Genomic DNA, 22,487 nt, shown 5'->3' with positions numbered 1-22,487 from the left:
CATGGCGATACGACCCGGTGTTCTCGCCGCCGCGGCGTTCCTGGGGCTGGCCGCCGTCGCCGCCGCGGTGCCGTCCCTGCTCAGCGGTGACCCCCTCGCCGCCGACCCGTTGCACGTCCTGCAGGCCCCGAGCGCGGCACACTGGTTCGGCACCGATCAGCTCGGCCGGGACGTCTTCGACAGGGTCGTGCACGGCGCCCGGCACAGCCTCGCGATCGGCCTGGCCGCGACGACGATCGCGGTGACAGCGGGGGTCCTGCTGGGCGTGCTCGCCGGCCTCTCCCACAGGTACGCCGACGAGGCCATCACCCGCGGCTTCGACGCCCTGTCCGCGTTCCCGCTGCTCCTGCTGGCACTGCTGTTCATCGCGATCGCCGGGCCGGGCACCGTCAGCCTGATCATCGCGATCGGCATCGCCACCCTGCCGCACTACGCCCGGGTGGTGCGGGCGCAGACGTTCGTCGTGCGGCGAGCCGGCTACGTCACGCAGGCCGTGGCATACGGTGGATCACGGGCCCGGCTCGTCGTGCGGCACGTGCTGCCCAACGTGCTCGGCCCGGTCCCGGTGCTTGCGATGATCGGGCTCGGCGAGGCGGTGCTGGCCGCCGCCGGGCTCAGCTTCCTGGGCATGGGACCGCAACCGCCGTCACCCGAGTGGGGCGCGATGCTCTCCGACGGCCGCGGCTACCTCCGGATCGCCTGGTGGGCGTCGGTGCTGCCGGGCCTGATCGTCACCCTGACCGTGATCAGCCTGACCGTCACCGGCCGGCACCTGCAGCATCGCTTCGAGGGACGGGATCCCCGATGAGCGCTCTGGTAACCGTCGAGGACCTGCACGTGAGCTTTGGCGACGTGCACGCGGTCCGCGGGATCAGCTTCACCGTCGAGCCCGGCGAATGCGTGGCGATCGTGGGGGAGTCCGGGTCCGGTAAGAGCGTCACCGCCCGGACGCTCGTGGGGCTGGCCGGTCCCGGTGCGCAGGTCCGCACTGCCCGGCTGGAGCTGGCGGGGCGTGACGCCCGGCGGCACAGCGAGCGCGACTGGCGTACGGTCCGCGGTGGTTTCGCGGGTCTGGTCCTGCAGGACGCGCTGGGCTCGCTCGACCCGCTGCGCACGATCGGCGCCGAGATCGGTGAGGTGCTGCGCGTGCACCGCAAGCGTGACACCCCGGAACGGCTGCTCGCCGAGGTGCACGTGCCCGAGCCGGAACGCCGCGCCCGGCAGTACCCGCACCAGCTCTCCGGCGGGCTGCGCCAGCGGGCCCTGATCGCCTCGGCCATCGCCGCCCGCCCGCCGCTGCTGATCGCCGACGAGCCGACCACGGCGCTCGACGTCACCGTGCAGGCCCAGATCCTCGAGCTGCTCGCCGAGCGTAGGAGCCCGGAGACCGCGCTGCTGCTGATCAGCCACGATCTGGCGGTGGTGTCCCGGCTCGCCGACCGGGTGCTGGTCATGAAGGACGGCGAGATCGTCGAGTCGGGGCCGACGCGCGAGCTGCTGGCGGGTGCGCGGCATCCGTACACGAAGAAGCTCGTCGCAGCCGCCACCCTGACCCGCCGCTCGCCGGTCGAGCCCCGCGAGGGTGTGGTCCTGCGGGCCGAGGGGCTGAGCAAGGCCTACGGCAAGCAGACCGTGGTCGAGGACGTCGGACTGACCATCGGCCGGGGTGAGATCGTCGGGCTGGTCGGCGAGTCGGGGTCGGGCAAGACGACGGTCGCGCAGCTGCTCTTCGGCCTCGCCGAGCCCACCGCCGGGACGGTGACCTTCGAGGACCAGCCGTGGAGCAACGTCCGCGAGAGGAAACGCCGGCCGCTGCGCCGGCACCTGCAACTGATCTCGCAGGACCCCCTGGCCTCGTTCGATCCGCGCTGGACCGTACGCCGCGTCGTCGCCGAGGCCCTGCCGCCGGGCGAGTCCCCGCTGCCGCTGCTGGAACGCGTCGGCCTGGGCGCGCGGATCCTCGACCGATACCCGCGGCAGCTCTCCGGCGGGCAGCGCCAGCGGGTCGCCATCGCCCGCGCGCTCGCACCCCGGCCCAGCCTGATCATCTGCGACGAGCCGGTGTCCGCGCTCGACGTCTCCGTGCAGGCCCAGGTGCTCGACCTGCTCGCCGGCATCCGCGAGGCCGACGGCACCGCGCTGCTGTTCATCTCGCACGACCTGGGTGTCGTGCACCACCTCGCCGACCGGCTGCTCGTGATGCGCGGCGGCCGCGTGGTCGAGCAGGGACCCGTCGGCGAGGTCTTCGCCCGGCCCGCCCACGACTACACCCGCGCGCTGCTCGCCGCGGTACCGACGCTGGAGGTCTCCTCATGACATCGCCGCTGCACCTGGCCGTCGCGCTGGACGGGCTCGGATGGCATCCCGCCGCGTGGCGCACCTCGACGCACGAAGCCGCCGACGTGTTCCGCGGGGACTACTGGGTCCGGCTGGTCCAGGAGGCCGAGGCCGGGCTGCTCGATCTGGTGACGTTCGAGGACACGTTCGGGCCGCCCACCGACGCACCGGGCGAGCTCAACGGGCGGCTCGACGCGGTGCTCGTGGCGTCGCGCGTCGCCCCGGTGACCGAGCACATCGGGCTCGTGCCGGTCGCCACCACCACGCTCACCGAGCCGTTCCACCTGTCCACCGCGATCGCCACCCTCGACTACCTCAGCTCCGGGCGGGCCGGCTGGCAGGCGCGGGTCTCGGCCCGGCCCGGTGAGGCGGCGCTGCTCGGGCGCCCGGCCGCGAGCGAGCTGTCCGAGCTCTTCGACGAGGCGGCCGACGCGGTGGAGGTGGTGCGGCGGCTCTGGGACAGCTGGGAGGACGACGCGATCATCCGGGACGTCGCCACCGGCCGGTACATCGACCGGGACAGGCTGCACTACGTCGACTTCGCCGGGGAGTTCTTCACGGTCAAGGGGCCGTCGATCGTGCCGCGGCCGCCGCAGGGCCAGCCGGTGGTCGCCGCGCTCGCGCACGCCGCCGTGCCGTACGAGTTCGCGTCACGCAGTGCCGACCTCGTGTTCGTGACACCTTCGGACGCGCAGGACGCCGCTGAGATCGTACGCAGAGTCCCCGGTCCCAAGGTTTTCGCCGATCTCGTGGTGTTCCTCGACGACCACGCCCCGGCCGCGCACGAACGCCGGGGCCGCCTCGACGCCCTGCTCACCGAGCCGTGGCAGTCCGACGCGCTGATCTTCGCCGGCACTCCGGAACAGCTCGCCGACCTGCTTCTCTCCTGGCGTGACGCCGGGGTGGACGGGTTCCGGTTACGGCCCGGCGCGCTGCCCTACGACCTGGAGGCGATCACCCGCCTGCTCGTGCCCGTCCTGCAGGACCGCGGCGTGTTCCGAACGACCCCGCCGCCCGGCTCGCTGCGCTCGACACTCGGCCTGCCACCCGCCGTCAACCGTTACGCGACCCCGGAAGGAGCCCCCGTTGCCTAAGCAGATCATCCTCGCCGCGCACTTCCCGGGCGTGAACAACACGACCGTGTGGAGCGACCCCGAGGCGGGCAGCCAGATCGACTTCGCCTCCTTCAAGCACCTCGCCCGCACCGCCGAGCGCGGCAGGTTCGACTTCTTCTTCCTTGCCGAGGGGCTGCGGCTGCGCGAGCAGCGGGGCCTGATCCACGACCTCGACGTCGTCGGGCGCCCGGACACGCTGACCGTGCTGGCCGGGCTCGCCGCCGTCACCACGCATCTCGGGCTGGCGGGGACGCTCAACGCCACGTTCCACGAGCCGTACGAGCTGGCCCGTCAGCTCGCCACCCTGGACCACCTGTCCGGCGGGCGCGCGGCGTGGAACGTCGTCACCTCGTCCGGCCCGTTCTTCGGGGAGAATTTCCGCAAGGGCGGCTTCCTCGACTACGCCGACCGGTACAAGCGGGCGGGCGAGTTCATCGACACCGCTCGCGAGTTGTGGGACTCGTGGGAGCCCCTCGCCCCGGATCGCGACGCCGGCTTCTTCGCCGACACGGGGACGTTCCGGCATACCGGCGCGCAGTTCGACATCGGGGGCAGGTTCGGCGTACCGAGATCACCGCAGGGTCATCCCGTCATCCTGCAGGCGGGTGACTCCGACGGCGGCCGGGAGCTGGCCGCCGCCAAGGCCGACGCGATCTTCTCCCGCCACCACCAGCTCGAGGACGGCCGTGAGTTCTACCGCGACGTCAAGGCCCGGCTGGCCCGGTACGGCCGCGACCCCGACAGCCTGAAGATCATCCCCGGGGTGTCGTTCGTCCTCGGTGACACCCTCGCCGACGCGCAGGAGAAGGCCCACCACATCCGGCGTCAGCAGGTCAGCCCGCAGACCGCGATCCTGCTGCTGGAGCAGGTGTGGAACACGGATCTCTCGGCGTACGACGCGGAGGGCCCGCTGCCGGAGATCGACCCGCAGGTGGACGCGGAGTCGATCATCCAGGGCCGCGCCGCGCAGCACGCCGACCGGCTGGCCACCGCCGCCGAGTGGCGCGGGATCGCCGAGCAGAAGAGCCTCAGCATCCGCGAGCTGATCATCGAGGTCACCGGGCGGCAGTCCTTCATCGGTACGACCGCCACGGTCGCCGCCGAGCTCGACGAATACGTCCAGACCGACGCCTGCGACGGGTTCATCCTGGTCCCGCACCTGACCCCGGGCGGGCTCGACGACTTCGTCGACGGCGTGGTCCCTCTGCTGCAGGAGCGGGGCGTGTTCCGGAACGAATACGGGTCCACGACCCTGCGCGGCAACCTGGGGCTCGCATGAAGTTCCTGCTGATCACCCTCATCACGCACACCGACCCCGGGACGAGCACCCAGGCGCGGTTCCGCGAGGTCGTCGACAACGCCGTCCTCGGCGAAGAGCTCGGCTTCGACGGGTACGGCGTGGGTGAACGCCACGAGCGCCCGTTCATCTCCTCCTCGCCACCCGTCGTGCTCAGCCACATCGCCGCGCGGACCACCCGCATCCGGCTGTTCACGGCGGTCACCACGCTCAGCCTGCTCGACCCGGTCCGCGCGTACGAGGACTACGCCACCCTGGACAACCTCTCCGGCGGCCGCCTCGAACTGATCATCGGCAAGGGCAACGGCGCCGCGCAGGCCAAGCTGTTCCACGTCACCGCCGACGACCAGTGGGACCGCAACCGCGAGAGCTACGAGCTGTTCCGCCGGCTCTGGCGCGAGCCCAAGGTCACCTGGGCGGGCCGCTTCCGCCCGCCCCTCGAGGACGCGGAAACCTGGCCGCGGCCGCTGCAACAGCCGATCCGGGTCTGGCACGGCAGCGCCACCAGCCAGGTGTCGGTCGACCTCGCCGCCCGCTACGGCGACCCGCTGTTCTCCGCCAACGTCACCAACCCGATCGAACCGTACGCCGAACTGATCCGCTACTACCGCGAACGCTGGCAGCACTACGGCCACGACCCGGCGGACGCCCTCGTCGGCGCGGGTTCCGCCGGCTACTACGCGGCGAAGACCTCCCAGGAGGCGATCGACACGTACCGCCCGATCTTCGACGCCCGGATCGCGACGTTCCGCCGGCTCGGCCTCGAACCGGTGTTCACCACCCTCGAGGACGCGATCGACCGCAGCTCGATCCTGGTCGGCAGCCCGCAGCAGATCGCCGAGAAGGTCCTGCGCTACCACGCCGAGTTCGGCCACGAGATCATGCACCTGCACGCCGACGGCGACGGGCTGACCGACAAGCAGCACCGTACGACACTGGAGCTCTTCCAGAGCGAGATCGCACCGGTCCTGCGCCGCGAGATCCCGAGCCGGCCGTTAGGGGAGTCGTCATGAGCGTCCCGCTGTCCATCCTCGACCTGGCCCCGATCATCGCCGGCGGCACCGCGGGCGACGCCCTGCACCGCACCCTGGACCTCGCCCGCCACGCCGAGCAGGCCGGTTACGCCCGCTACTGGGTCGCCGAACACCACTTCACCCCCGGCGTGGCCAGCTCCCAGCCCGCGCTGCTGCTGGGCCAGATCGCCGCGGTGACCTCCCGCATCCGCCTCGGCTCCGGCGCGGTCCAGACCGGCCACCAGACCCCGCTGTCGATAGTCGAACAGTTCGGCCTCCTCGACGCCCTCTACCCGGGCCGCTTCGACCTGGGCCTGGGCCGCTCCGGCCAGCGCGCAAAGGAAGCGGTCAAGGAACTCGCCACCCCACCCCCGCCCGCCGAGGAGCGAGTGGTCGACGGCCTCCTCATCCCGAAACCGTTCTCCTTCGCCCCGATCCTCGCCTCGGCCCGCTCCGCGCTGTTCGGCAAACTGCTGCACCTGCCCGGCTCCCAGCCCCCCGACTTCACCGAGGTCCTCGACCAGATCGAGGCCCTGCTCACCGGCCCGGTCACCGACGACGACGGCAACGAGGCCCGCGCCGTCCCCGGCGAGGGCGCCGACCTCCAGATCTGGCTCCTGGGCAGCAGCGGCGGCGAAAGCGCCCAGGTCGCCGGCGCCCGCGGCCTCCCCTTCGCCGCCAACTACCACGTAGCCCCGGCAAAGGTCCTCGAGGCTGTCGAGGCCTACCGCGCGGCCTTCCGCCCTTCAGCCACTCTCGCCCAGCCACACATCATGGTGTCAGCCGACGTGGTGGTCGCCCCGGACGACGCCACCGCCCGCGAAATCGCCGAACCCTTCGGCCTCTGGGTCCACAGCATCCGCACCGGCGCCGGCGCAATCCCCTTCCCCTCCCCGCACCAGTCCGCCGCCCACGCCTGGACGCCCCAGCAACGCGACCTCGTGGCGGACCGGCTGGCGACGCAGTTCGTCGGCTCGCCGCAGACCGTAGCCACCCAGCTCCGGACCCTGCAACGCGTCACGGGGGCCGACGAACTGCTCGTCACCACCATGACCTACGACCACACCGACCGCGTCCGCTCCTTCGAACTCCTCGCCAAGGAATGGCACGGCTAACCCCATTTCCACCCCCGGGCTCGATGTTGCGTCGCGGCCCTGAATGCCGCAACTTCCTGCGGCGCGAGCTGTCAAACACGGGCCAATCACGTCTGGCCAGGAATCTATATTCTCCGCGCTGAGACATCATTGGCCGGATTTGACACCCGGCGCCGCAGAGAGTTGTCCTATCGCAGAAGTCGGCGCAACATTAGGCCATCCGGCGTCGCGGCCGCCGAGGTTGCTGCCTACGTATATTGGTCGCCGCGAGACTGCGTGGCTTGATGTTGCGTCGCGGGGCGAGGTTCCGCAATTCCGTGCGGCGTGAGGTGTCAAGTGCGGGCCATTCAGGTCTGGCGGGGAATGTGTATGTTGCGCGTTGCGGCATGATTGTTCGGACTTGACACCTCACGCCGCACAAAATTGTCCCCGTGGGGATCAGCGCAACATTGAGCCGCACGGCCTTGTGGTGGCTGGGCTCGCTGTTTACGCGTGGTGGTCACTGCGTGACTATGGGGCTTGATGTTGCGTGGATGGCGGGGATGACGCATTTTTTGCGGGATTATCTGTCAAGCGCGGGCTAATCGCGTCCGGCCGGGAATGTATATGTCATGCGCTCTGGCATTATTGACGAGACTTGACGGCTGATGCCGCATAAAGTTGTCTTACTGTAGGGGTCGGCGCAATATTAGATCAATTGGTGGTGCGGCTGCTCACGTTGTCGCCTACGCGGGGTGGTCGCTGTAAGGCGGCGGGGATCGATGTTGCGTCGCGGGGCGAGGTTCCGCAATTTTGTGCGGCGTGAGGTGTCAAGTGCGGGCCATTCAAGTCTGGCGGGGAATGGGTATGTTCTGCGCTGCGACGTGATTGTTCGGACTTGACGCCCGGCGCCGCAGAAAGTTTTCTTGCCGGGGGGATCGGCGCAACATTGAGTCAGACGGCCTCGTGGTTGCTGCGCGGTGGCGGGGCTCGATGTTGTGTCGAGGCCGGGCGCATGCAGGCGCTGAGGTTTGTGGTGTTGCCGGGTGCGGCGGCGGGGTCAGGGGCGGCGGACCAGGAGCCATTGCCGGCTCCAGGTGGGGGTGCAGGGCTGGATGCGCAGGCCGCTGTCCTCCATGAGGAGGTCTTCGTGGAGCGGGAGGCACTGGGTGCCGGGAGTGCTCGCGCTGTTGGTGGCGATCGCCTCACCGGCGGGCGCGGCGCCGCAGGCCCGGGCCGGTTACGCCAACTGCACCTCGGGCTACGCGTGTTTCTGCACCGGGACCAACGGTAGCGGCAGCATGTGCAAGGGGATCAACGCCGACGCGGGCTGGGCGTCGGGGGTGGACGTGTGCAGCTGGCGCCGTCAACGCCGGCGCGGTCGATCTACAACCGGGGGACGTCCTCGTACACCGCGTTCGCGTTCTACATCGGCGACAGAGGCTGCATGGGGCGGGGTGGCAGGGCAACATCGGCCCGGTCGACCTGCGCTCGCACAGGTGGATCACCTCGGCGTGCTGGCGGGCTGACCACGCGGGCGGGAGCGGCGTCGAACGGGGCGCCGCTCCTGCGTACGTGTCAGGAGGGCGGGTCGACGCCGCGGGTGAGGTGGGTGCGCTGGCCTTCCTGGTCGAGGATGGTGAGGATCTCGGCGGGGCCGTCATAGGCGCCGAACACGTGCGGGACCATCGTCGAGAATTCCGCGGCCTCGCCCGTGCGCACGATGATCGTGCGATCGCCGAGCAGGAGCTCGACGGTGCCGGAGAGGACCATGAACCAGTCCCGGCCGGGGTGGACCCGCTGGGTGATGGACTCGCGGGAGGGCGCCGGGCGGGTGATGCGCATCTTGGCGACGGTGACGCCGCCGGGGCCGTGCTCGCGGGACAGCAGCCAGGTCGTCACGCCGCGGCCGTCGTCGCGGTGCGGGCGGATCACCACGTCGGCGTCGTCGGCGGGCTCGACGAGCTGGTCGAGGGTGGTGCCGAGGGCGCGGGCGATCGGGGTGAGCTGGTCGAGGGCGATGCGGCGGTGCCCGGTCTCGATGCGGCTGAGCGTGGAGGGGCTCAGGTAGCAGCGTGCGGCCAGCTCGTCGAGGGACCAGCCCCGAGCGACCCGTAACCCGCGGATCCGCATCCGGACCAAGCCGTCGAGATCTCCGTCTTGCTTCATACGCAAGATACTATGTCGTACGCGCAAAGCCCCGCTACCGTTCATGTCATGGCCCACGATCACAAGCACGACCAGAACCACCAGAACCACGACCACGACCACGACCACGACCACAAGCACCAGCACGAGACGGACCCGTTCGCCGAGATGCTCGATCTCGACGCCGAAGTCCTCCACGAGTACCACGCCGACCTGCTGGGCAGGGTCCATGACGCCGTCCCCGACGCCCGCCGCATCGTCGACGTCGGCAGCGGGACGGGCACCGGCTCGCTCGCCCTGGCCCGCCGTTTCCCACAGGCGGAGGTCCTCGCGCTGGACCTCTCCGAGCAGCTCCTGGCCCACCTCGCCCACCGCGCCCACGGCCTGAACATCCGCACCCAGCAGGCCGACCTGGACGAGGGCCTGCCCGCCCTGGAGCCCGTCGACCTGGCGTGGGCGTCGGCGTCGATGCACCACATGGCCGACCCCGACCGCGTGGTGGCCGAGATCCTGACCGCGCTGCGCCCGGGCGGCGTGTTCGCCGTCGTCGAGCTGACCGGCTTCCCGCGCTTCGTGGCCGGTGACGACAACGTCGAGGCCCGGTTGCACACCCTGCTCAAGGCCCAGCACGAGGAGCACGTGCCGCACATGGGCGACGACTGGGGTGCCCGGCTGGCGAAGGCCGGCTTCACGGTCGAGATCGAGCGGCATTTCCCGATCGCGCTGACCGCCCCGTTGCCCCCGGCCACAGCCCGTTACGCAGAGGTGTCGCTGCTGCGCCTGCGGGAGAAGTTCGCGCCGGACCTCGGTGCCGCTGACCTGGCGGAGCTCGACACGCTGATCGGGGACCTGCCGAACCGTGGGGACCTCACCGTGCGTACCGATCGCAGTCTATGGCTGGCCCGTCGCCCGCTCTGATCGTGCTGAATACTGCAAGATCAACCGATTGGCCCTTCCCCTGAGGTCTCCACAGTGGTCTGCTGTCGTGGTCGCACGGGGCGGGGAGGATCGCGGATGGGGACGGTCGTGCCGGTGCTGACCCGGTGGGGCGTGAGTGCCGACGCCGACCTCGTCTACCGCACGCTGCTGCAGCCCGTTCCCCGCGACGCCGCCGGGCTGGCCCGGGACCTCGGGATGAGCCGGCGGCGGATCGGCGCCGCGGTCGACGAGCTGGTGGCGATCGGTGCGGCGGTGCCCGAGGCGGGTGTCCTGTCCGCGGCCGACGCCGCGGGGGTCGTCGAGCGGCTGCGCTCGCGCCGGCAGCGGCGGCTGGCCGACGATCCGAGGAACCGATGGCGGGGGCATGTCGCAGCGGTGGAAGGGCTCGGCCCGCTCGCGGCGACGGCGGTGCGGCTGTGGCCCCGGCGTGAGGACGCCAGGCGGCGGGCCGCCCAGCTCGTCGAGGCCGAGAGGTACGAGCACCTCGCCGTCAACACCGAGGAGCAGTTCACCGCCGAGTCGCTCTCCGCGGCCCGTCCGCTGGACCGGGCGCTGCTGGACCGGGGGATCCGCGTGCTCGTCGTCGAGCGGCCACCCCGCGACGGTGATCTGGGGGTCCCGGCGCGCAGCGTCGCGTCGATCCCGCCCGGGCACTACCGCCAGACCGGTGACGTGCCGCTCAAGCTGATGGTCTTCGACCGGCGGGTGGCGTTCTTCCCGGCCGACCCGCTCGATCTGGAACAGGGGTACGTGGAGATCACCGATCCGGCAGGGGTCGAGCGGTGCTGCGCGCTGTTCTTCCGGCTCTGGTCCGGCGGCCGGGACCCGTACGAACAGGGTGTCGCCCCGATCGAGCTGTCCCGCAGGGAACACTCCCTGGTGATCCTGCTGGCCGCCGGGCACACCGACGTCACCGCGGCCGCCGAGCTCGCGATCAGCCCGCGCTCGGTCTCCTACACGATGCGCGCGCTGATGGACCGCGCCGGCGTCGACAACCGTTTCCAGCTCGGCCTGCTCCTGGGCTCGACCGGAACGATCCATCCCGCACTACCGGAAAACGGGGAACCATCATGACCGTACGCACGAAGACCTTCCTCATCGCCCTCGCGCTGGCCCTGGGTCTCGGTGCCACCGCGCTCGCGGGCGCGCAGGCATCATCGTCGGCCGAGGCGTTGCCTGGCCCGTTCTGCGCGACCTGCCTGGCGATCCCGGAGTAGACCCCTGCGCCGATCCAGGCCAGTGCTGTCTATCTAGTCGATAGGATATGTGGGTAGCCTGGGGTCATGACCTCCCTGGACTTCCACTGGTTCCTGCCGACGAACGGCGACAGCCGGGACATCGTCGGTGGCGGGCACGGCACCCCGGTCGGCTCGGCCGGGGGCCTGCGGCCGCTGACCATCGGCTACCTCGGGCAGATCGCCCGCAGCGCCGAGCAGCTCGGTTTCGTCGGTGCCCTGACCCCCACCGGGGCCTGGTGCGAGGATGCCTGGCTGACGACCGCGATGCTCGCCGAGACGACCGAGCGGCTGAAATTCCTGGTCGCGTTCCGGCCCGGGCTGATCTCGCCGACCCTGGCGGCGCAGATGGCGTCGACGTTCCAGCGGCTGTCGGGCAACCGGTTGCTGCTCAACGTCGTGACCGGGGGCGAGTCGTCGGAGCAGCGCTCGTACGGTGACTTCCTCGACAAGGACGCCCGCTACGAGCGCAGCGCGGAGTTCCTGGGCATCATCAGGGCCCTGTGGCGTGGCGAGACCGTCGACCACCACGGCAAGCACCTGCACGTCGAGGGCGCGAAGCTGGCCCGGCTGCCCGACCCGGTCCCCGAGATCTACTTCGGCGGCTCGTCGAAGGCGGCCGGCCCGGTTGCGGCCGAGCACAGCGACGTCTACCTCACCTGGGGTGAGCCGCCGGCGCAGGTCAAGGAGAAGCTCGACTGGATCCGGGGCCTCAACCCGGACCTGCGCTTCGGCATCCGGTTGCACGTGATCGCCCGCGACACGTCCGAGGCGGCCTGGGCGGAGGCGGACCGGCTGCTCCAGCACGTCTCCCCGGCCGACATCGCCGTGGTGCAGGAGGGCCTGCGCCGCAGCGAGTCGGAGGGTCAGCGCCGCATGCTCGACCTGCACGGCGGCAGCCGCGACGGCCTGGTCGTCTCGCCGAACCTGTGGGCGGGTGTCGGCCTGGTCCGCGGTGGCGCCGGCACGGCCCTGGTGGGCAGCCATCCGGAGATCGCCGACCGGATCGCCGAGTACGCCGACCTGGGCATCACCGAGTTCATCCTGTCCGGCTACCCGCACCTCGAGGAGGCGTACTGGTTCGGCGAGGGTGTGCTGCCCGAGCTGCGCCGCCGCGGTCTCTGGAGCCACCCGGCGGGCGACACCCGGCACGAGGCGGCCAGCATCCCGTTCGCGGGTGTGGCGCGGTGACCCTGGGTGTGGTCGTGGTCGTGGTCGCGATCGACGACGACTGGCATCCCGCCCTGGCCGGGTAGCTCCCGGAGGGTTCTCCCGAAGAGGGTCGCGACGACGCGGCCCTCTTTTCGCCGTGCCCGATGCCGTTTTGCTTAATGTTAGAGTCGCTTGATAATCAAGCGACCTTTGATCCTGGAGTACCGGTGACGCACGTTCTGGAAGAAAGAAAGACCGCGAAGGGGCTGATCCTCGCGACGATCGCGATCGCCCAGTTGCTGCTCGTGCTGGACGCGACGATCGTGAGCATCGCGCTGCCGACCGCGCAGGTCGACCTCGGCATCTCCGACTCGGGGCGGCAGTGGGTCGTGACGGCGTACACCCTGGCCTTCGGTGGTCTCCTCCTGCTGGGCGGGAGGATCTCGGACTACGCGGGGCGCAAGCGGTCGTTCCTGATCGGGCTGATCGGGTTCGCGCTCGCCTCCGCGCTGGGTGGCTTCGCCGTCAACCAGGGAATGCTGTTCGCCGCCCGGGGTCTGCAGGGTGCGTTCGCGGCCCTCATGGCACCCGCCGCCCTGTCACTTCTCGCGGTGACGTTCACCGGTGAACGCGAACGGGCGCGGGCGTTCGCGATCTTCGGCGGGATCGCCGCCGGTGGGGGCGCGCTGGGCCTGCTGCTGGGCGGCCTGCTCACGGAGTACGTGTCGTGGCGCTGGTGTCTCGGCGTCGGCACACCGATCGCCCTGGTCACCGCGATCGTCGCCGCGGTCGTGCTCACCGAGAGCAAGGCCGCCGGGCGTACGCGCTACGACGTCACCGGCGCCGTGACCGTCACCGCCGCCCTGGTCGCCCTCGTCTACGGCCTGTCCAACGCGAGCTCGCAGGGCTGGTCCGCGGGCCTGACGATCGGCCTCATCGCCGCCGGCGTCGTCCTGCTCGTGGCGTTCTGGATCGTCGAGCACCGCTCCGCGAACCCGCTGCTGCCGCTGCGCGTCGTGCAGGAGCGCAACCGCGGTGGCTCGTACCTCGTCGGCCTCATGCTCGGCACCGCGCTGCTGGCGTTCTTCCTGTTCCTGACGTTCTACCTGCAACTGATCCTGGGCTATTCGGCGCTGCGGTCGGGGCTGGCGTTCCTGCCGTTCACCCTCGGCATCGGCGCCGGGGTCGGCGTGGGTGCGAAGCTCGCCACCCTCGTACGCCCGGGCGTGCTCATCGCGTCGGGACTGCTCGTCGCGGCGGCGGGTCTCGCGTTGCTGACCCGGATCGGCGTCGACACGAGCTACTGGACACATGTCCTGCCCCCGGTGGTGCTCATCAGCCTGGGGCTCGGCCTGACCTTCGGCCCGGTGCAGAGCACGGCGCTCGTCGGCATCGGGGCCGCCGACGCCGGGGTGGCCAGCGCCATGGTCAACACGACGCAGCAGATCGGCGGCTCGATCGGCACCGCCCTGCTCAACACCATCTTCGCGAACGCCGTCACCGGTTACGTGGCGGACCACGGCGCCGGAGCCGTCCAGCTCGCGACCATCCACGGTTACGCGGTCACGTTCTGGGTGGGCGCCGGAATCCTGGTCGCGAGCGCCGTCGTCGCGATCGTGTTCATCACGGCGACCCGCGCGGAGGCGGCCGAGGCGGCGGGCCGGGCCGGGCCCGCCTGACTCAACCCCCGCGCTGCGCCGACTTCGGGGCCTTGCTCTGCAGGTTCTGGATCGCGCCGCCGATGACGGTGTGCAGGTGGTCGAGCAGCGACTCGACCTCCTGCAGGAACTCGGGGGAATACTCCTGCATCATGGCGTCGATCCGCTCGGCGACCGGATCGAAGACGGCGGCGGCGTCGCGGCCGACGTCGGGTGTGGAGCGCAGCGTCACCATCCGGCGGTCGCTGTGCTCCCGCGAGCGCACGATCAGCCCGGCGTCCTCGAGGCGGTTCAGCAGTGACGTGGTCGCGCCGGATGTCAGCCCGATCCGCTTCGACAGCTTGATCGGGCTGAGCGGCTCGGCGGACTCCTGCGCATAGACGATCTCCGAGAACGCGGTCGCGTCCGCCGAGTGCACGCCAAGCCAGCGGGCCAGGTAATGGGTCAGCTCGGAGTAGTCCGCGGAGTAGACCCGCAGCGCGTCGACGACCCGGTCACCCTGCGACATGCCATCACGATGCGCGTCGGTCAACGAAATTGTCCTCTCCCCATCAGAACCCCAATTTTACGGCACGCACCCAGGAGGATCGCCGTGCAGGTCCGCACGCATGCCCGCAGGGTCCTCGAGGCGCCGCTGCTCGCCGAGCGGGCCCGGGCCCGCCGGGTCCGCGAGCTCCTGCGGGCCGGCCGGCGGGTCGTCGACGGCGGCCTGACGTCGGCCACCCGCTGGGAGCTGCGCGACCTGCTCACCGGGTCGGTGGTCGCCCGCGGGGACGACGGCCCGGCCGGCCTGGACGCAGCCCTGGCCGATGCCTACCACTCGGACGACCTGTTCGCCGAGATCCCCGGCGCCGATCCGGTGACCCCGGGGATACCGCCGTCGCTGGCCCGGGCGATCGGGGAGTGGATCGGCGACCCCGGCACCCCGGACGAGGAGATCGCCGAGTTCGTGGGCTGGCCGGTGGCGCGCGTACGCGAATGCCGTTGACGCCGTTGCGATCATGGGTGCGTGCAGAAGATTCCCACGGTGTTCCTCCGGGACCCCGCCGACCGCAAGCGGACCACCCGTGACGTCAACCCCGGCTGCGAGTGGGTGCTCGCCGGTGAGGGAGTGGCGACGCGCAAGTACGACGGCACCTGCGTGCTGCTCGACGAGGACGGTGTCTGGTGGGCCCGCCGCGAGGTCCGCCCGGGACGCACCCGCCCGCCGGGCTACCGTCCTGTCACGACGGACGAGGTCACCGGCAAGACGCAGGGCTGGGAGCCGATCGCGCAGTCGGCGTACGCCGCGTGTCACGTGGAGGCCGTCTCCTCGGGCTCCTTCTCGCCGGGTACCCACGAGCTCATCGGCCCTAAGATCAACGGCAATCCCGAGAGCGTGGGTACGCACCAGCTCGTCGCCCATGCCGATGCCGAGGTGTTCGACGTGCCGCGTGATTACGACGGGCTGCGGGAGTGGCTGTTGGCGCACCCGCGGTACGAGGGGATCGTCTGGCATGCGGCCGGCGGGCGGATGGCGAAATTGAAGCACCGTGACTTCGCCCTTAACGGACGTTAAGCTAACGGGGTGACGGTTGAGCGGATCTTGCCCACCGAAGAGTCCTACGAGTTGCTCGGGCTTGCCCGGGAGATAGCGCGGGGTGAGCTGGCACCACGGGTCGACGACTACGAGGCTCGTGGGGAGTTCCCCCGGGACGTGCTGCGCACGCTGGGGCGCGCGGGCCTGCTCGGGCTGCCGTATCCCGAGGCCGACGGCGGTGGAGGGCAGCCCTATGAGGTGTACCTCCAGGTGCTCGAGACGTTCGCGTCGTCGTGGCTCGCCATCGCCGAAGCGGTCAGCGTGCACGCGCTGTCGTGCTTCCCCGTCGCCGCGTACGGCACCGAGCGGCAGCGCAAGTCCCTGCCCGACATGCTCGGCGGGGACCTGCTCGGGGCCTACTGTCTCTCCGAACCGCAGGGCGGCAGCGACGCCGGCGCGCTCACCACCCGCGCCGACCGCGACGGCGACTACTACCGGCTCACCGGCACCAAGGCCTGGATCACCCACGGCGGCAAGGCCGACTTCTACACGATCTTCTGCCGCACCGGCGGCCCCGGCCCCGAGGGCATCTCCTGCGTGGTCGCCGAGGCCGGCACCCCCGGACTGCTGCCACAGACCCCGGAACGGCTGATGGGCCTGCGCTCGTCCCCGCCCGCGCAGATCGTCTTCGACGACGCCCGGGTCAGCACCGACCGGCTCGTCGGCGAGGAGGGCTCCGGGTTCCGGATCGCCATGACCGCCCTCGACTCGGGGCGGCTCGGGATCGCCGCCTGCGCCGTGGGGCTCGCTCAGGCGGCCGTCGACTACGCATCCGCGTACGCGAAGGAGAGGGAGCAGTTCGGCCGCAAGATCGGCAGCTTCCAGGGCCTGGGTTTCATGCTGGCCGACATGGCCACCCAGGTGTCAGCGGCGCGGGCCCTGACCCTGGCCGCCGCCCGCCTCAAGGACGCCGGCCGCCCGTTCTCCGTGGAGGCCGCCAAGGCGAAGCTCTTCGCCACGGACACCGCGATGAAGGTGACCACCGACGCGGTCCAGGTGCTCGGCGGCTACGGGTTCGTCGCCGACCACCCCGTCGAGCGCTGGTTCCGCGAGGCCAAGCTCCTGCAGATCGTCGAGGGCACCAACCAGATCCAGCGCCTGGTCATCGCCCGGTCCCTGGTCCGCTGATCCCCCCGGGCGACACTGCGTCGATCCTCCGGGCGGCATTGCGTCGGCCGCCCGGGGAACACGAGGCGGAAACGGGTTCGTTACGACGGGGCCCCGCCCGGTATCTTGACGCGGTGGAAGAGATCGACAGGGCGATCGTGGGCGCCCTCACCGAGGATGGCCGCCTGTCGTACACCGACCTCGCCGAGCGCGTGGGCCTCAGCGTCTCGGCGGTCCACCAGCGCGTGCGCCGGCTCGAACAGCGCGGCGTCATCGCGGGCTACACGGCGAAGGTGTCGTACGAGGCGCTCCAGCTCCCGCTGACCGCCTTCGTCGCGATCCGCCCCTTCGACCCGTCCCAGCCCGACGACGCGCCGGAGAAGCTCGCCCACCTCGCCGAGATCGACTCCTGCTACTCGGTCGCGGGGGAGGACTTCTACCTGCTGCTGGTGCGCGTGGGGAGCCCCGCGGACCTCGAACGCCTCCTCCAGGAGATCCGCACCGCCGCCAACGTCACCACCCGCACCACCGTGGTTCTCAGTACGCCCTACGAGAACCGCCCGCCCCGCATGCCCGGCGCCGACCCGCTCCCGTAGCGGCCCTTTTCCGGCTGGGGCTGGGCGATGGTGGTCAGTGCGCGTGGTGGTACCGGTGCATGACCGCGTGGCCCTTGCCGCGGCTGATCAGCCACCGGTTCACCGGGGTGGTCAGCAGGAACGCCACCGCCAGGGACCCGGCCAGCGACGCCCAGAACAGCGCGCTGGTCAGCCCCGCGTCCATCGCCCCCGGCACCGCGACGACGAACGCGTTGTCCAGCAGCTCCATGACGGCGATGGACACCGTGTCGGCGGCCAGGGCGACCTTGAACGCGCTGCGCAGGTCGAGGCCGGCCCGCAGGACGCCGCGCATGGTCAGCCCGTAGCCGAACAGGAACGCCAGGGCGATCGACAGCACGACGGTGGCGGCGTTGTGCAGCCCGGCGGTGGTCCCGATGACCATGCCGAGCACCTCCCCGATCGCGCACCCGGTCAGGCAGTGCCACGTGGCCGCCGCCGCGGCACCCCAACTCGCGTTGCTCACGCCGCCTCCCCAGGTCCCGGGTACCCCCAGGGGGTACCTGATGCCAAGGTTAGCCGCGCTTCGCCCTGCCGTCGAGATGCAGGACGTTGCTGTCGTCACGATGGGCGCCGGTGTTGCCGACGTGCTTGTCGCCGATCACCGGCCCGTTCTTGATCACGTGGACGAGCGCCATCGCATGCCCCCGGCCGAGCTCGTAGTCGTCCTTGAGCCACTGGACCACCTCACCCGCGCGGGTGTCGGGGCCGTAACCGCGCTCACGGGCCTCGGTGAGGAGCGCGGCGGGCGTCTTACCGGTCTTGACCTCGATGGCGTCGAGGTAGGCCTGAAACGACATGGTGTTCTCTCCTTCAGCTCCGCTCGGCGCGGCCGAGCAACAGATCCCGTTCCCGGGTGTTGGTGGCGAGCCCGGCGGCGAGCCGGAACTCCTGGCGGGCCTCGGTGTGCCGGTCGAGGCGGGTCAGCAGCTCGGCGCGAACGCTGGGCAGCAGGTGGTGGTTGCGCAGGCCCGGGGCCGCGGCCAGCTCGTCCACGAGCTCCAGCCCGGCTTGCGGCCCGGCGTGCATGGAGTGGGCTACGGCGCGGTTGAGCAGCACGATGGGTGAGGCGTTGAGGTGGGCCAGGGCGTCGTAGAGGCCGGCGATCGTGGCCCAGTCGGTGTCGTGCACGCCGGCCGCCCGGGCGTGACAGGCCGCGATGGCTGCCTGCAGGGTGTACGGGCCGGGCGGTCCGGCCGACAGCGCGCGTCCGAGCGCCTCGGTGCCCCGGCGGATGGCGAGGTGGTCGTAGCGACGCCGGTCCTGGTGCTCCAGCAGCAGGGCGGCACCGGTCTCGTCGGTGCGCGCGTCGATCCGGGACGCCTGCAGCCACATGAGGGCCAGCAGCCCGTACGCCTCCGGCTGGTCCGGGAAGGCGGTGGTCACGAGGTGGCCGACGCGGATGGCTTCGTCGCACAGTGCCGGGCGCATCCAGTCGTCGCCGGTTGTCGCCGCGTATCCCTCGGTGAAGACGAGGTAGACGACGTTGAGGACCGCGGGCAGCCGCTGCTGACGCCCGGCCGGACCGGGCAGGTCGAGCGGCGCCTCGTCACCGGCCGTGGCGCTCCGCGTGACCTGTGCCAAGGTGCTCTTGGCCCGGGTGATGCGCCGGACGATGGTGTCCTCCGGCACGAGGTACGCCCGGGCGATCTCGCGGGAGGTCAGGCCGGCGACCAGCCGCAGGGTGAGAGCGACCTGGGACTCGACGGTCAGCGCCGGATGGCAGGTCAGCAGCATCAGGTGCAGGGTGTCGTCCTCCACCGGCTCGGGCATGTCCTCCTCCTCCCGTTGTGCGGCGTGAAGCTCGTGAGCGATCCGGGTCTCGGCGCGGGTGTGGCGCTCGGCGCGGCGGAAGTGGTCGATCGCGCGGCGCCCGGCGATGGTCATGAGCCAGGCGGCAGGGTTGTCCGGGACACCGGAGACGGGCCACTGCTCCAGGGCCGCCACCATGGCGTCGTGGGCGAGATCCTGCGCCAGGTCGATGTCGCGGGTCAGGCGGAGCAGCCCGCCGACGAGTCGTGCGGACTGCTCCCGCCAGGCCGCCACGACGGCCTCGTTCGCGCTGCTCACCGACTGATCTCAGCAGAGCCCCCGCATGCGGGCAAGGCGCGCCGCGCGGGCGTGGTCACATGATCTGCCGGACCTCCGAGGCGCCTTCCCAGCCGGGCCAGCGGTCGACGTGCAGCTGCACGAACTCGGTCGCCATCGCGATGGCCTCGTCGCGGGAGTCCACCTCGAAGATGGCGTAGCCGCCGACCAGTTCGGTCGCCTCGGTGAACGGGCCGTGGGTGACGACGACCTTGCCGTCGGTGGCCCGCACCTCCGCGCCCGTCGAGCTGGGCAGCAGGCCTCCGGTGGTGATGAGTTTGCCGCTCGCCGCGACACCGGCGATGTAGGCACCCATCGCCTCGAAGAAGTCCGGCGGCGGCGTCCCGGCGTCCTCGCGTGCCTTCAACATGGTCATGAACTGCATGGTCTTTCTCCTGTTCAACGGATTACCGATGGTCTCAATGTGACGGTGCCGGTGCGCGCAGGGCCTTCGCGCAGAGCAAAGCCAGGGCGGCCAGCTGGACGGTGGACACCACGAGGGCACGAAGGCCGAACGATCCGAGCCCCGGCACTGTGGCGACGCCCGCCGCGACGAGCATCCCGGCCCCGAAACCGGCCAGCAGCCGTGGCCCCCACACCGCCCCCGGCACGCCACGCAGCCCCCGGGCCGCCGCGATCACCAGGGCACCGGTCACCAGGAAGTTGGCGATCTGCACGAAGCCCCAAGGTCCCAGCGACAGCTGGCTCAGCGCGTGCCGGTCCAGGTCGAACCCGTCCCGCGTGATGATCTGGACGACCCCCACGCCGAGCAGCACCGGACCTGCGAGGAGGCCGCATGCCAGCAGCCACCGGCCGTCTCTAGTTGCCGGCGGTGCGGCGGCGGCATAGCGGTGACTGCGTGGCTGGTCATGATCTGCTCCCTGATGAGCGGCTGCTGGGTGCCTGTCACATACGCGTCGCGCTCATCGCACCGATCCGGACATGGGCTCGGAGGAAATTTTTTGATCTGGTCCGCATTCCCGCAAGCTAGCCTCCTAGGATGGTTTACGGAATGTGTGCGGCTCCGCTGGTTCTGAACAGGTCAGGACCTGAAAGGCCGCCTGACGGCGACTGCACCGACGAACACCAAATTTGTGTCGGGCGGCCTCGCTCGTCGGCGTTGGCGTCAAGGGGTTCCCGTGGTCCTGGCGGAAAAATCAGACGTGCAGGTTGTAGCCGGCCAGATCTTCACCGCCCCGGCGTCAAATGCCGAGGCAGGTGCAGGGAGGGGTGATGGCGGCGAGGGTCAGGTCGACGATGCCATCGGCGTAGTCGTCGGTCAGGGGGCCGTTGCGGAGCAGCCAGCGGTGGTAGAGCGGGCCGAACAGCAGCTCCACCACCTGGTCCAAGGGGGCGTCAGTACGCACCTGGCCGGCCTCGCGGGCGGCTTCCAGGCGGGTGCGGACCGCGTTCAACTGGGGACGGAGCAGACGGTCGCGCACCTGGTCGGCCAGCTCGTCGTCGGCGAGGGTCTCGATGGTGATGGCGCGGGTGGTGGCGGACAGCCGTGGATCGGCGAACTCGGCGACCGTGGCCCGGAGAACCTGACGCAGGTCGGCCCGCAGGTCGCCGGTGTCGGGCAAGGCGAGGACCTCCGGCGCGTTGTCTGCGAGCGCGTCCAGGATGACCGCGCCCTTGCCGCGCCACCAGCGGTAGATGGTCTGCTTGCCGACCCCGGCGCGGGCGGCGATCGCCTCGATGGTCACGGCGGAGTAGCCGGCCTCGGTCATCAGCTCCAGGGCGGCCGTGAGGATCGCGCGGCGGGACTGCTCGTTGCGACGGGCGGGCTGTGGGGTCACGCCATCACCTTACAGCGAGACGCAACGTCTCGTCTTGACGCGTCCCGGGTCGCATGGTCTCCTGGTTCGAGACGCAACGTCTCGTCTCATCCAGCCTCAGGAGATCCCCGTGTCGCACATCGCCATGGTCAGCATTCCGTTCCACGGCCACGTCAACCCGAGCTTGGAGATCATCCGGACCCTGGTGCGGCGTGGTCACCGGGTCACCTACGCCAATGACCCCGCCTTCGCCGATGTCATCGAGGGCACCGGGGCCGAGCTGAGACCGTATGAATCACAGCTTCCCAGCGACGGTGGCTCCGGAACCGACGACCCGATCGAGCAGCTCACGCTTTTCCTCGACGATGCCATCGCCATGCTGCCGCAGCTGCGGGCCGCCTATGCCGGCGATCGCCCGGACCTGTTCCTCTACGACATCGCCGGCGCGCCGGCTCGGCTGCTCGGCGAGCAGTGGGGGATTCCGGCCATCCAGCTGTCGTCGACGTTCGTGGCCTGGGACGGCTACGAGCAGGAGATGGCGCCGGACGTCGAGGCGATGCGGGCTGATCCGCGTGGCGCCGGCTACTACCAGCGGTTCGAGAGGTGGCTGACCGCGGAGGGTTCGTCGGTCACCGACAGCATGGCGTTCCAAGGCCGGCCGGTGCGCAGCCTCGTTCTGCCGCCGGAGGCACTCCAGCCGAACGCCGACCGGGTGGACCGGTCCGTTTACAGCTTCGTCGGCCCGGTCCTGGGCGACCGTTCTCACCAGGGGCACTGGGTCCGTCCGGACGGCGTCGGGAAAGTGCTGCTGGTCTCCCTCGGCTCCGCCTTCACCCGGCAGACCGACTTCTACCGCCGCTGCATCGCCGCGTTCGGTTACCTGCCCGGCTGGTACACCGTTCTGCAGATAGGCAGCCACGTCGATCCGGCCGAGCTCGGTCCCGTCCCGGACAGCGTCGAGGTCTCCCCATGGGTGCCGCAGCTCGCCGTGCTGGAGCAGGCGGACGCCTTCGTCACCCACGCCGGCATGGGCGGCAGCAGCGAAGGCCTCTACTGCGGAACCCCGATGATCGCCGTTCCGCAGGCGGCCGACCAGTTCGCGAACGCCGAGCAGTTGGCCGCCCTCGGCGTCGCCCGGGTCGTCGCCTCCGCCACCGTCACCGCCGCGGAGCTCCGCGAGACGTTGCTCGCTCTCACCGGCGACCCCGCCGTGGTGACCCGTAGCGCCGACCTGAAGCGGCAGGCCCGCGAGGCCGGAGGTGCCGACCGGGCCGCCGATCTGATCGAGGCCGAACTCACCGCGGCGCGCGGCCGTGCCGGGCAGCGTTCCGCGAGCGGAGGCCGTGCCTGAGGG

General features: G+C 70.9%; 24 protein-coding genes. 16 read left to right on the top strand and 8 right to left on the bottom strand.

Going from position 1 to position 22,487, the window contains the following annotated elements:
- Position 1 precedes the first annotated feature (1 nt).
- The 6 genes from Aco04nite_RS11050 to Aco04nite_RS11025 are packed head-to-tail and all read left to right on the top strand — an operon-like array spanning position 2 to position 6,877.
- On the top strand, positions 2-808 hold the full coding sequence (locus Aco04nite_RS11050; RefSeq protein ID WP_203835305.1) for an ABC transporter permease: 807 nt from the start codon (positions 2-4) through the stop codon (positions 806-808).
- On the top strand, positions 805-2,316 hold the full coding sequence (gene nikE / locus Aco04nite_RS11045; RefSeq protein WP_212997097.1) for a nickel ABC transporter ATP-binding protein NikE: 1,512 nt from the start codon (positions 805-807) through the stop codon (positions 2,314-2,316). The genes Aco04nite_RS11050 and nikE overlap by 4 nt, the downstream gene beginning before the upstream one ends.
- Positions 2,313-3,431 (top strand): LLM class flavin-dependent oxidoreductase, encoded by a 1,119-nt coding sequence (locus Aco04nite_RS11040; protein ID WP_212997096.1) that lies wholly within the window; start codon positions 2,313-2,315, stop codon positions 3,429-3,431. The genes nikE and Aco04nite_RS11040 overlap by 4 nt, the downstream gene beginning before the upstream one ends.
- Complete coding sequence (locus Aco04nite_RS11035) at positions 3,424-4,731, top strand: NtaA/DmoA family FMN-dependent monooxygenase (protein WP_212997095.1); 1,308 nt, start codon at positions 3,424-3,426, stop codon at positions 4,729-4,731. Before Aco04nite_RS11040 ends, Aco04nite_RS11035 begins: the two co-directional genes overlap by 8 nt.
- A complete protein-coding gene (locus Aco04nite_RS11030; RefSeq protein ID WP_212997094.1) occupies positions 4,728-5,762 on the top strand; it encodes an LLM class flavin-dependent oxidoreductase in 1,035 nt (344 codons plus the stop codon). The genes Aco04nite_RS11035 and Aco04nite_RS11030 overlap by 4 nt, the downstream gene beginning before the upstream one ends.
- Entirely contained in the window at positions 5,759-6,877 is a 1,119-nt protein-coding gene (locus tag Aco04nite_RS11025) for an LLM class flavin-dependent oxidoreductase (protein WP_212997093.1), read from the top strand. The genes Aco04nite_RS11030 and Aco04nite_RS11025 overlap by 4 nt, the downstream gene beginning before the upstream one ends.
- Positions 6,878-8,413: 1,536 nt before the next feature.
- On the opposite strand, the gene Aco04nite_RS11020 is transcribed toward Aco04nite_RS11025, so the two are convergent.
- A complete protein-coding gene (locus tag Aco04nite_RS11020; protein ID WP_212997092.1) occupies positions 8,414-9,004 on the bottom strand; it encodes a helix-turn-helix domain-containing protein in 591 nt (196 codons plus the stop codon).
- 48 nt (positions 9,005-9,052) lie between these two features.
- On the opposite strand from Aco04nite_RS11020, the gene Aco04nite_RS11015 reads away from it, so the two are divergent.
- From Aco04nite_RS11015 to Aco04nite_RS10995, 5 genes are all read left to right on the top strand, one after another.
- Complete coding sequence (locus tag Aco04nite_RS11015) at positions 9,053-9,901, top strand: class I SAM-dependent methyltransferase (RefSeq protein ID WP_212997091.1); 849 nt, start codon at positions 9,053-9,055, stop codon at positions 9,899-9,901.
- Between the two features lie 96 nt (positions 9,902-9,997).
- Positions 9,998-10,996: a LuxR C-terminal-related transcriptional regulator gene (locus tag Aco04nite_RS48745; RefSeq protein ID WP_244875886.1), complete on the top strand. Its 999-nt coding sequence runs from the start codon at positions 9,998-10,000 to the stop codon at positions 10,994-10,996.
- Positions 10,993-11,139 carry a hypothetical protein gene (locus Aco04nite_RS11005; RefSeq protein ID WP_212997090.1) on the top strand — a complete coding sequence of 49 codons (147 nt, stop codon included), beginning with the start codon at positions 10,993-10,995 and terminating at the stop codon, positions 11,137-11,139. Before Aco04nite_RS48745 ends, Aco04nite_RS11005 begins: the two co-directional genes overlap by 4 nt.
- Positions 11,140-11,205: 66 nt before the next feature.
- The gene (locus Aco04nite_RS11000) at positions 11,206-12,348 is read left to right on the top strand and encodes an LLM class flavin-dependent oxidoreductase (protein ID WP_212997089.1); all 1,143 of its coding nucleotides are present in this window, start codon (positions 11,206-11,208) and stop codon (positions 12,346-12,348) included.
- A gap of 188 nt (positions 12,349-12,536) precedes the next feature.
- On the top strand, positions 12,537-13,988 hold the full coding sequence (locus tag Aco04nite_RS10995) for an MFS transporter (protein WP_244875885.1): 1,452 nt from the start codon (positions 12,537-12,539) through the stop codon (positions 13,986-13,988).
- A gap of 1 nt (position 13,989) precedes the next feature.
- Here the strand turns inward: Aco04nite_RS10995 and Aco04nite_RS10990 are convergent, their stop codons facing one another.
- Positions 13,990-14,475, bottom strand: a complete 486-nt coding sequence (locus Aco04nite_RS10990; RefSeq protein ID WP_212997087.1) for a MarR family transcriptional regulator — start codon at positions 14,473-14,475, stop codon at positions 13,990-13,992.
- Positions 14,476-14,559: 84 nt separating this feature from the next.
- Here Aco04nite_RS10990 and Aco04nite_RS10985 point away from each other — a divergent pair, with 84 nt between their 5' ends.
- The 4 genes from Aco04nite_RS10985 (at position 14,560) to Aco04nite_RS10970 (ending at position 17,249) form a co-directional block, all read left to right on the top strand.
- Positions 14,560-14,955 (top strand): hypothetical protein, encoded by a 396-nt coding sequence (locus tag Aco04nite_RS10985; protein WP_212997086.1) that lies wholly within the window; start codon positions 14,560-14,562, stop codon positions 14,953-14,955.
- A gap of 21 nt (positions 14,956-14,976) precedes the next feature.
- A complete protein-coding gene (locus Aco04nite_RS10980; protein WP_212997085.1) occupies positions 14,977-15,525 on the top strand; it encodes an RNA ligase 1 family protein in 549 nt (182 codons plus the stop codon).
- A 9-nt stretch (positions 15,526-15,534) separates the two neighbouring features.
- On the top strand, positions 15,535-16,674 hold the full coding sequence (locus Aco04nite_RS10975) for an acyl-CoA dehydrogenase family protein (RefSeq protein ID WP_212997084.1): 1,140 nt from the start codon (positions 15,535-15,537) through the stop codon (positions 16,672-16,674).
- Positions 16,675-16,787: 113 nt separating this feature from the next.
- Complete coding sequence (locus Aco04nite_RS10970; protein ID WP_212997083.1) at positions 16,788-17,249, top strand: Lrp/AsnC family transcriptional regulator; 462 nt, start codon at positions 16,788-16,790, stop codon at positions 17,247-17,249.
- A gap of 34 nt (positions 17,250-17,283) precedes the next feature.
- Here Aco04nite_RS10970 and Aco04nite_RS10965 read toward each other — a convergent pair whose 3' ends face one another.
- From Aco04nite_RS10965 to Aco04nite_RS10940, 6 genes are all read right to left on the bottom strand, one after another.
- Positions 17,284-17,733 carry a DUF4396 domain-containing protein gene (locus tag Aco04nite_RS10965; RefSeq protein WP_212997082.1) on the bottom strand — a complete coding sequence of 150 codons (450 nt, stop codon included), beginning with the start codon at positions 17,731-17,733 and terminating at the stop codon, positions 17,284-17,286.
- A gap of 49 nt (positions 17,734-17,782) precedes the next feature.
- Positions 17,783-18,067, bottom strand: coding sequence for a DUF4287 domain-containing protein (locus Aco04nite_RS10960; RefSeq protein WP_212997081.1), 285 nt, complete (start codon positions 18,065-18,067; stop codon positions 17,783-17,785).
- 13 nt (positions 18,068-18,080) lie between these two features.
- Positions 18,081-19,337, bottom strand: coding sequence for an RNA polymerase sigma factor (locus Aco04nite_RS10955; protein ID WP_212997080.1), 1,257 nt, complete (start codon positions 19,335-19,337; stop codon positions 18,081-18,083).
- Positions 19,338-19,392: 55 nt separating this feature from the next.
- Positions 19,393-19,731, bottom strand: coding sequence for a YciI family protein (locus Aco04nite_RS10950; protein WP_212997079.1), 339 nt, complete (start codon positions 19,729-19,731; stop codon positions 19,393-19,395).
- 43 nt (positions 19,732-19,774) lie between these two features.
- Complete coding sequence (locus tag Aco04nite_RS10945) at positions 19,775-20,131, bottom strand: DUF998 domain-containing protein (protein WP_212997078.1); 357 nt, start codon at positions 20,129-20,131, stop codon at positions 19,775-19,777.
- Between the two features lie 426 nt (positions 20,132-20,557).
- On the bottom strand, positions 20,558-21,154 hold the full coding sequence (locus tag Aco04nite_RS10940) for a TetR/AcrR family transcriptional regulator (RefSeq protein ID WP_212997077.1): 597 nt from the start codon (positions 21,152-21,154) through the stop codon (positions 20,558-20,560).
- 124 nt (positions 21,155-21,278) lie between these two features.
- Between Aco04nite_RS10940 and Aco04nite_RS10935 the strand changes: the two genes are divergently transcribed.
- Positions 21,279-22,484 (top strand): macrolide family glycosyltransferase, encoded by a 1,206-nt coding sequence (locus Aco04nite_RS10935; RefSeq protein ID WP_438874908.1) that lies wholly within the window; start codon positions 21,279-21,281, stop codon positions 22,482-22,484.
- Positions 22,485-22,487: the final 3 nt, after the last annotated feature.

This window comes from Winogradskya consettensis (assembly GCF_018332715.1).
GTDB classification, from domain to species: Bacteria; Actinomycetota; Actinomycetes; order Mycobacteriales; family Micromonosporaceae; genus Actinoplanes; species Actinoplanes consettensis.
The sequence above is the reverse complement of the archived record's forward strand: the minus strand, read 5'-3'. Positions and strand labels throughout refer to the sequence as shown.

Coding starts and splice junctions, on each gene's coding strand:
- Aco04nite_RS11050 (WP_203835305.1), top strand. CDS start 2: ATGGCGATACGACCCGGTGTTCTCGCCGCCGCGGCGTTCCTGGGGCTG.
- nikE (WP_212997097.1), top strand. CDS start 805: ATGAGCGCTCTGGTAACCGTCGAGGACCTGCACGTGAGCTTTGGCGAC.
- Aco04nite_RS11040 (WP_212997096.1), top strand. CDS start 2,313: ATGACATCGCCGCTGCACCTGGCCGTCGCGCTGGACGGGCTCGGATGG.
- Aco04nite_RS11030 (WP_212997094.1), top strand. CDS start 4,728: ATGAAGTTCCTGCTGATCACCCTCATCACGCACACCGACCCCGGGACG.
- Aco04nite_RS11025 (WP_212997093.1), top strand. CDS start 5,759: ATGAGCGTCCCGCTGTCCATCCTCGACCTGGCCCCGATCATCGCCGGC.
- Aco04nite_RS11020 (WP_212997092.1), bottom strand. CDS start 9,004: ATGAAGCAAGACGGAGATCTCGACGGCTTGGTCCGGATGCGGATCCGC.
- Aco04nite_RS11015 (WP_212997091.1), top strand. CDS start 9,053: ATGGCCCACGATCACAAGCACGACCAGAACCACCAGAACCACGACCAC.
- Aco04nite_RS48745 (WP_244875886.1), top strand. CDS start 9,998: ATGGGGACGGTCGTGCCGGTGCTGACCCGGTGGGGCGTGAGTGCCGAC.
- Aco04nite_RS11005 (WP_212997090.1), top strand. CDS start 10,993: ATGACCGTACGCACGAAGACCTTCCTCATCGCCCTCGCGCTGGCCCTG.
- Aco04nite_RS11000 (WP_212997089.1), top strand. CDS start 11,206: ATGACCTCCCTGGACTTCCACTGGTTCCTGCCGACGAACGGCGACAGC.
- Aco04nite_RS10990 (WP_212997087.1), bottom strand. CDS start 14,475: ATGTCGCAGGGTGACCGGGTCGTCGACGCGCTGCGGGTCTACTCCGCG.
- Aco04nite_RS10960 (WP_212997081.1), bottom strand. CDS start 18,067: ATGTCGTTTCAGGCCTACCTCGACGCCATCGAGGTCAAGACCGGTAAG.
- Aco04nite_RS10950 (WP_212997079.1), bottom strand. CDS start 19,731: ATGACCATGTTGAAGGCACGCGAGGACGCCGGGACGCCGCCGCCGGAC.
- Aco04nite_RS10935 (WP_438874908.1), top strand. CDS start 21,279: ATGGTCAGCATTCCGTTCCACGGCCACGTCAACCCGAGCTTGGAGATC.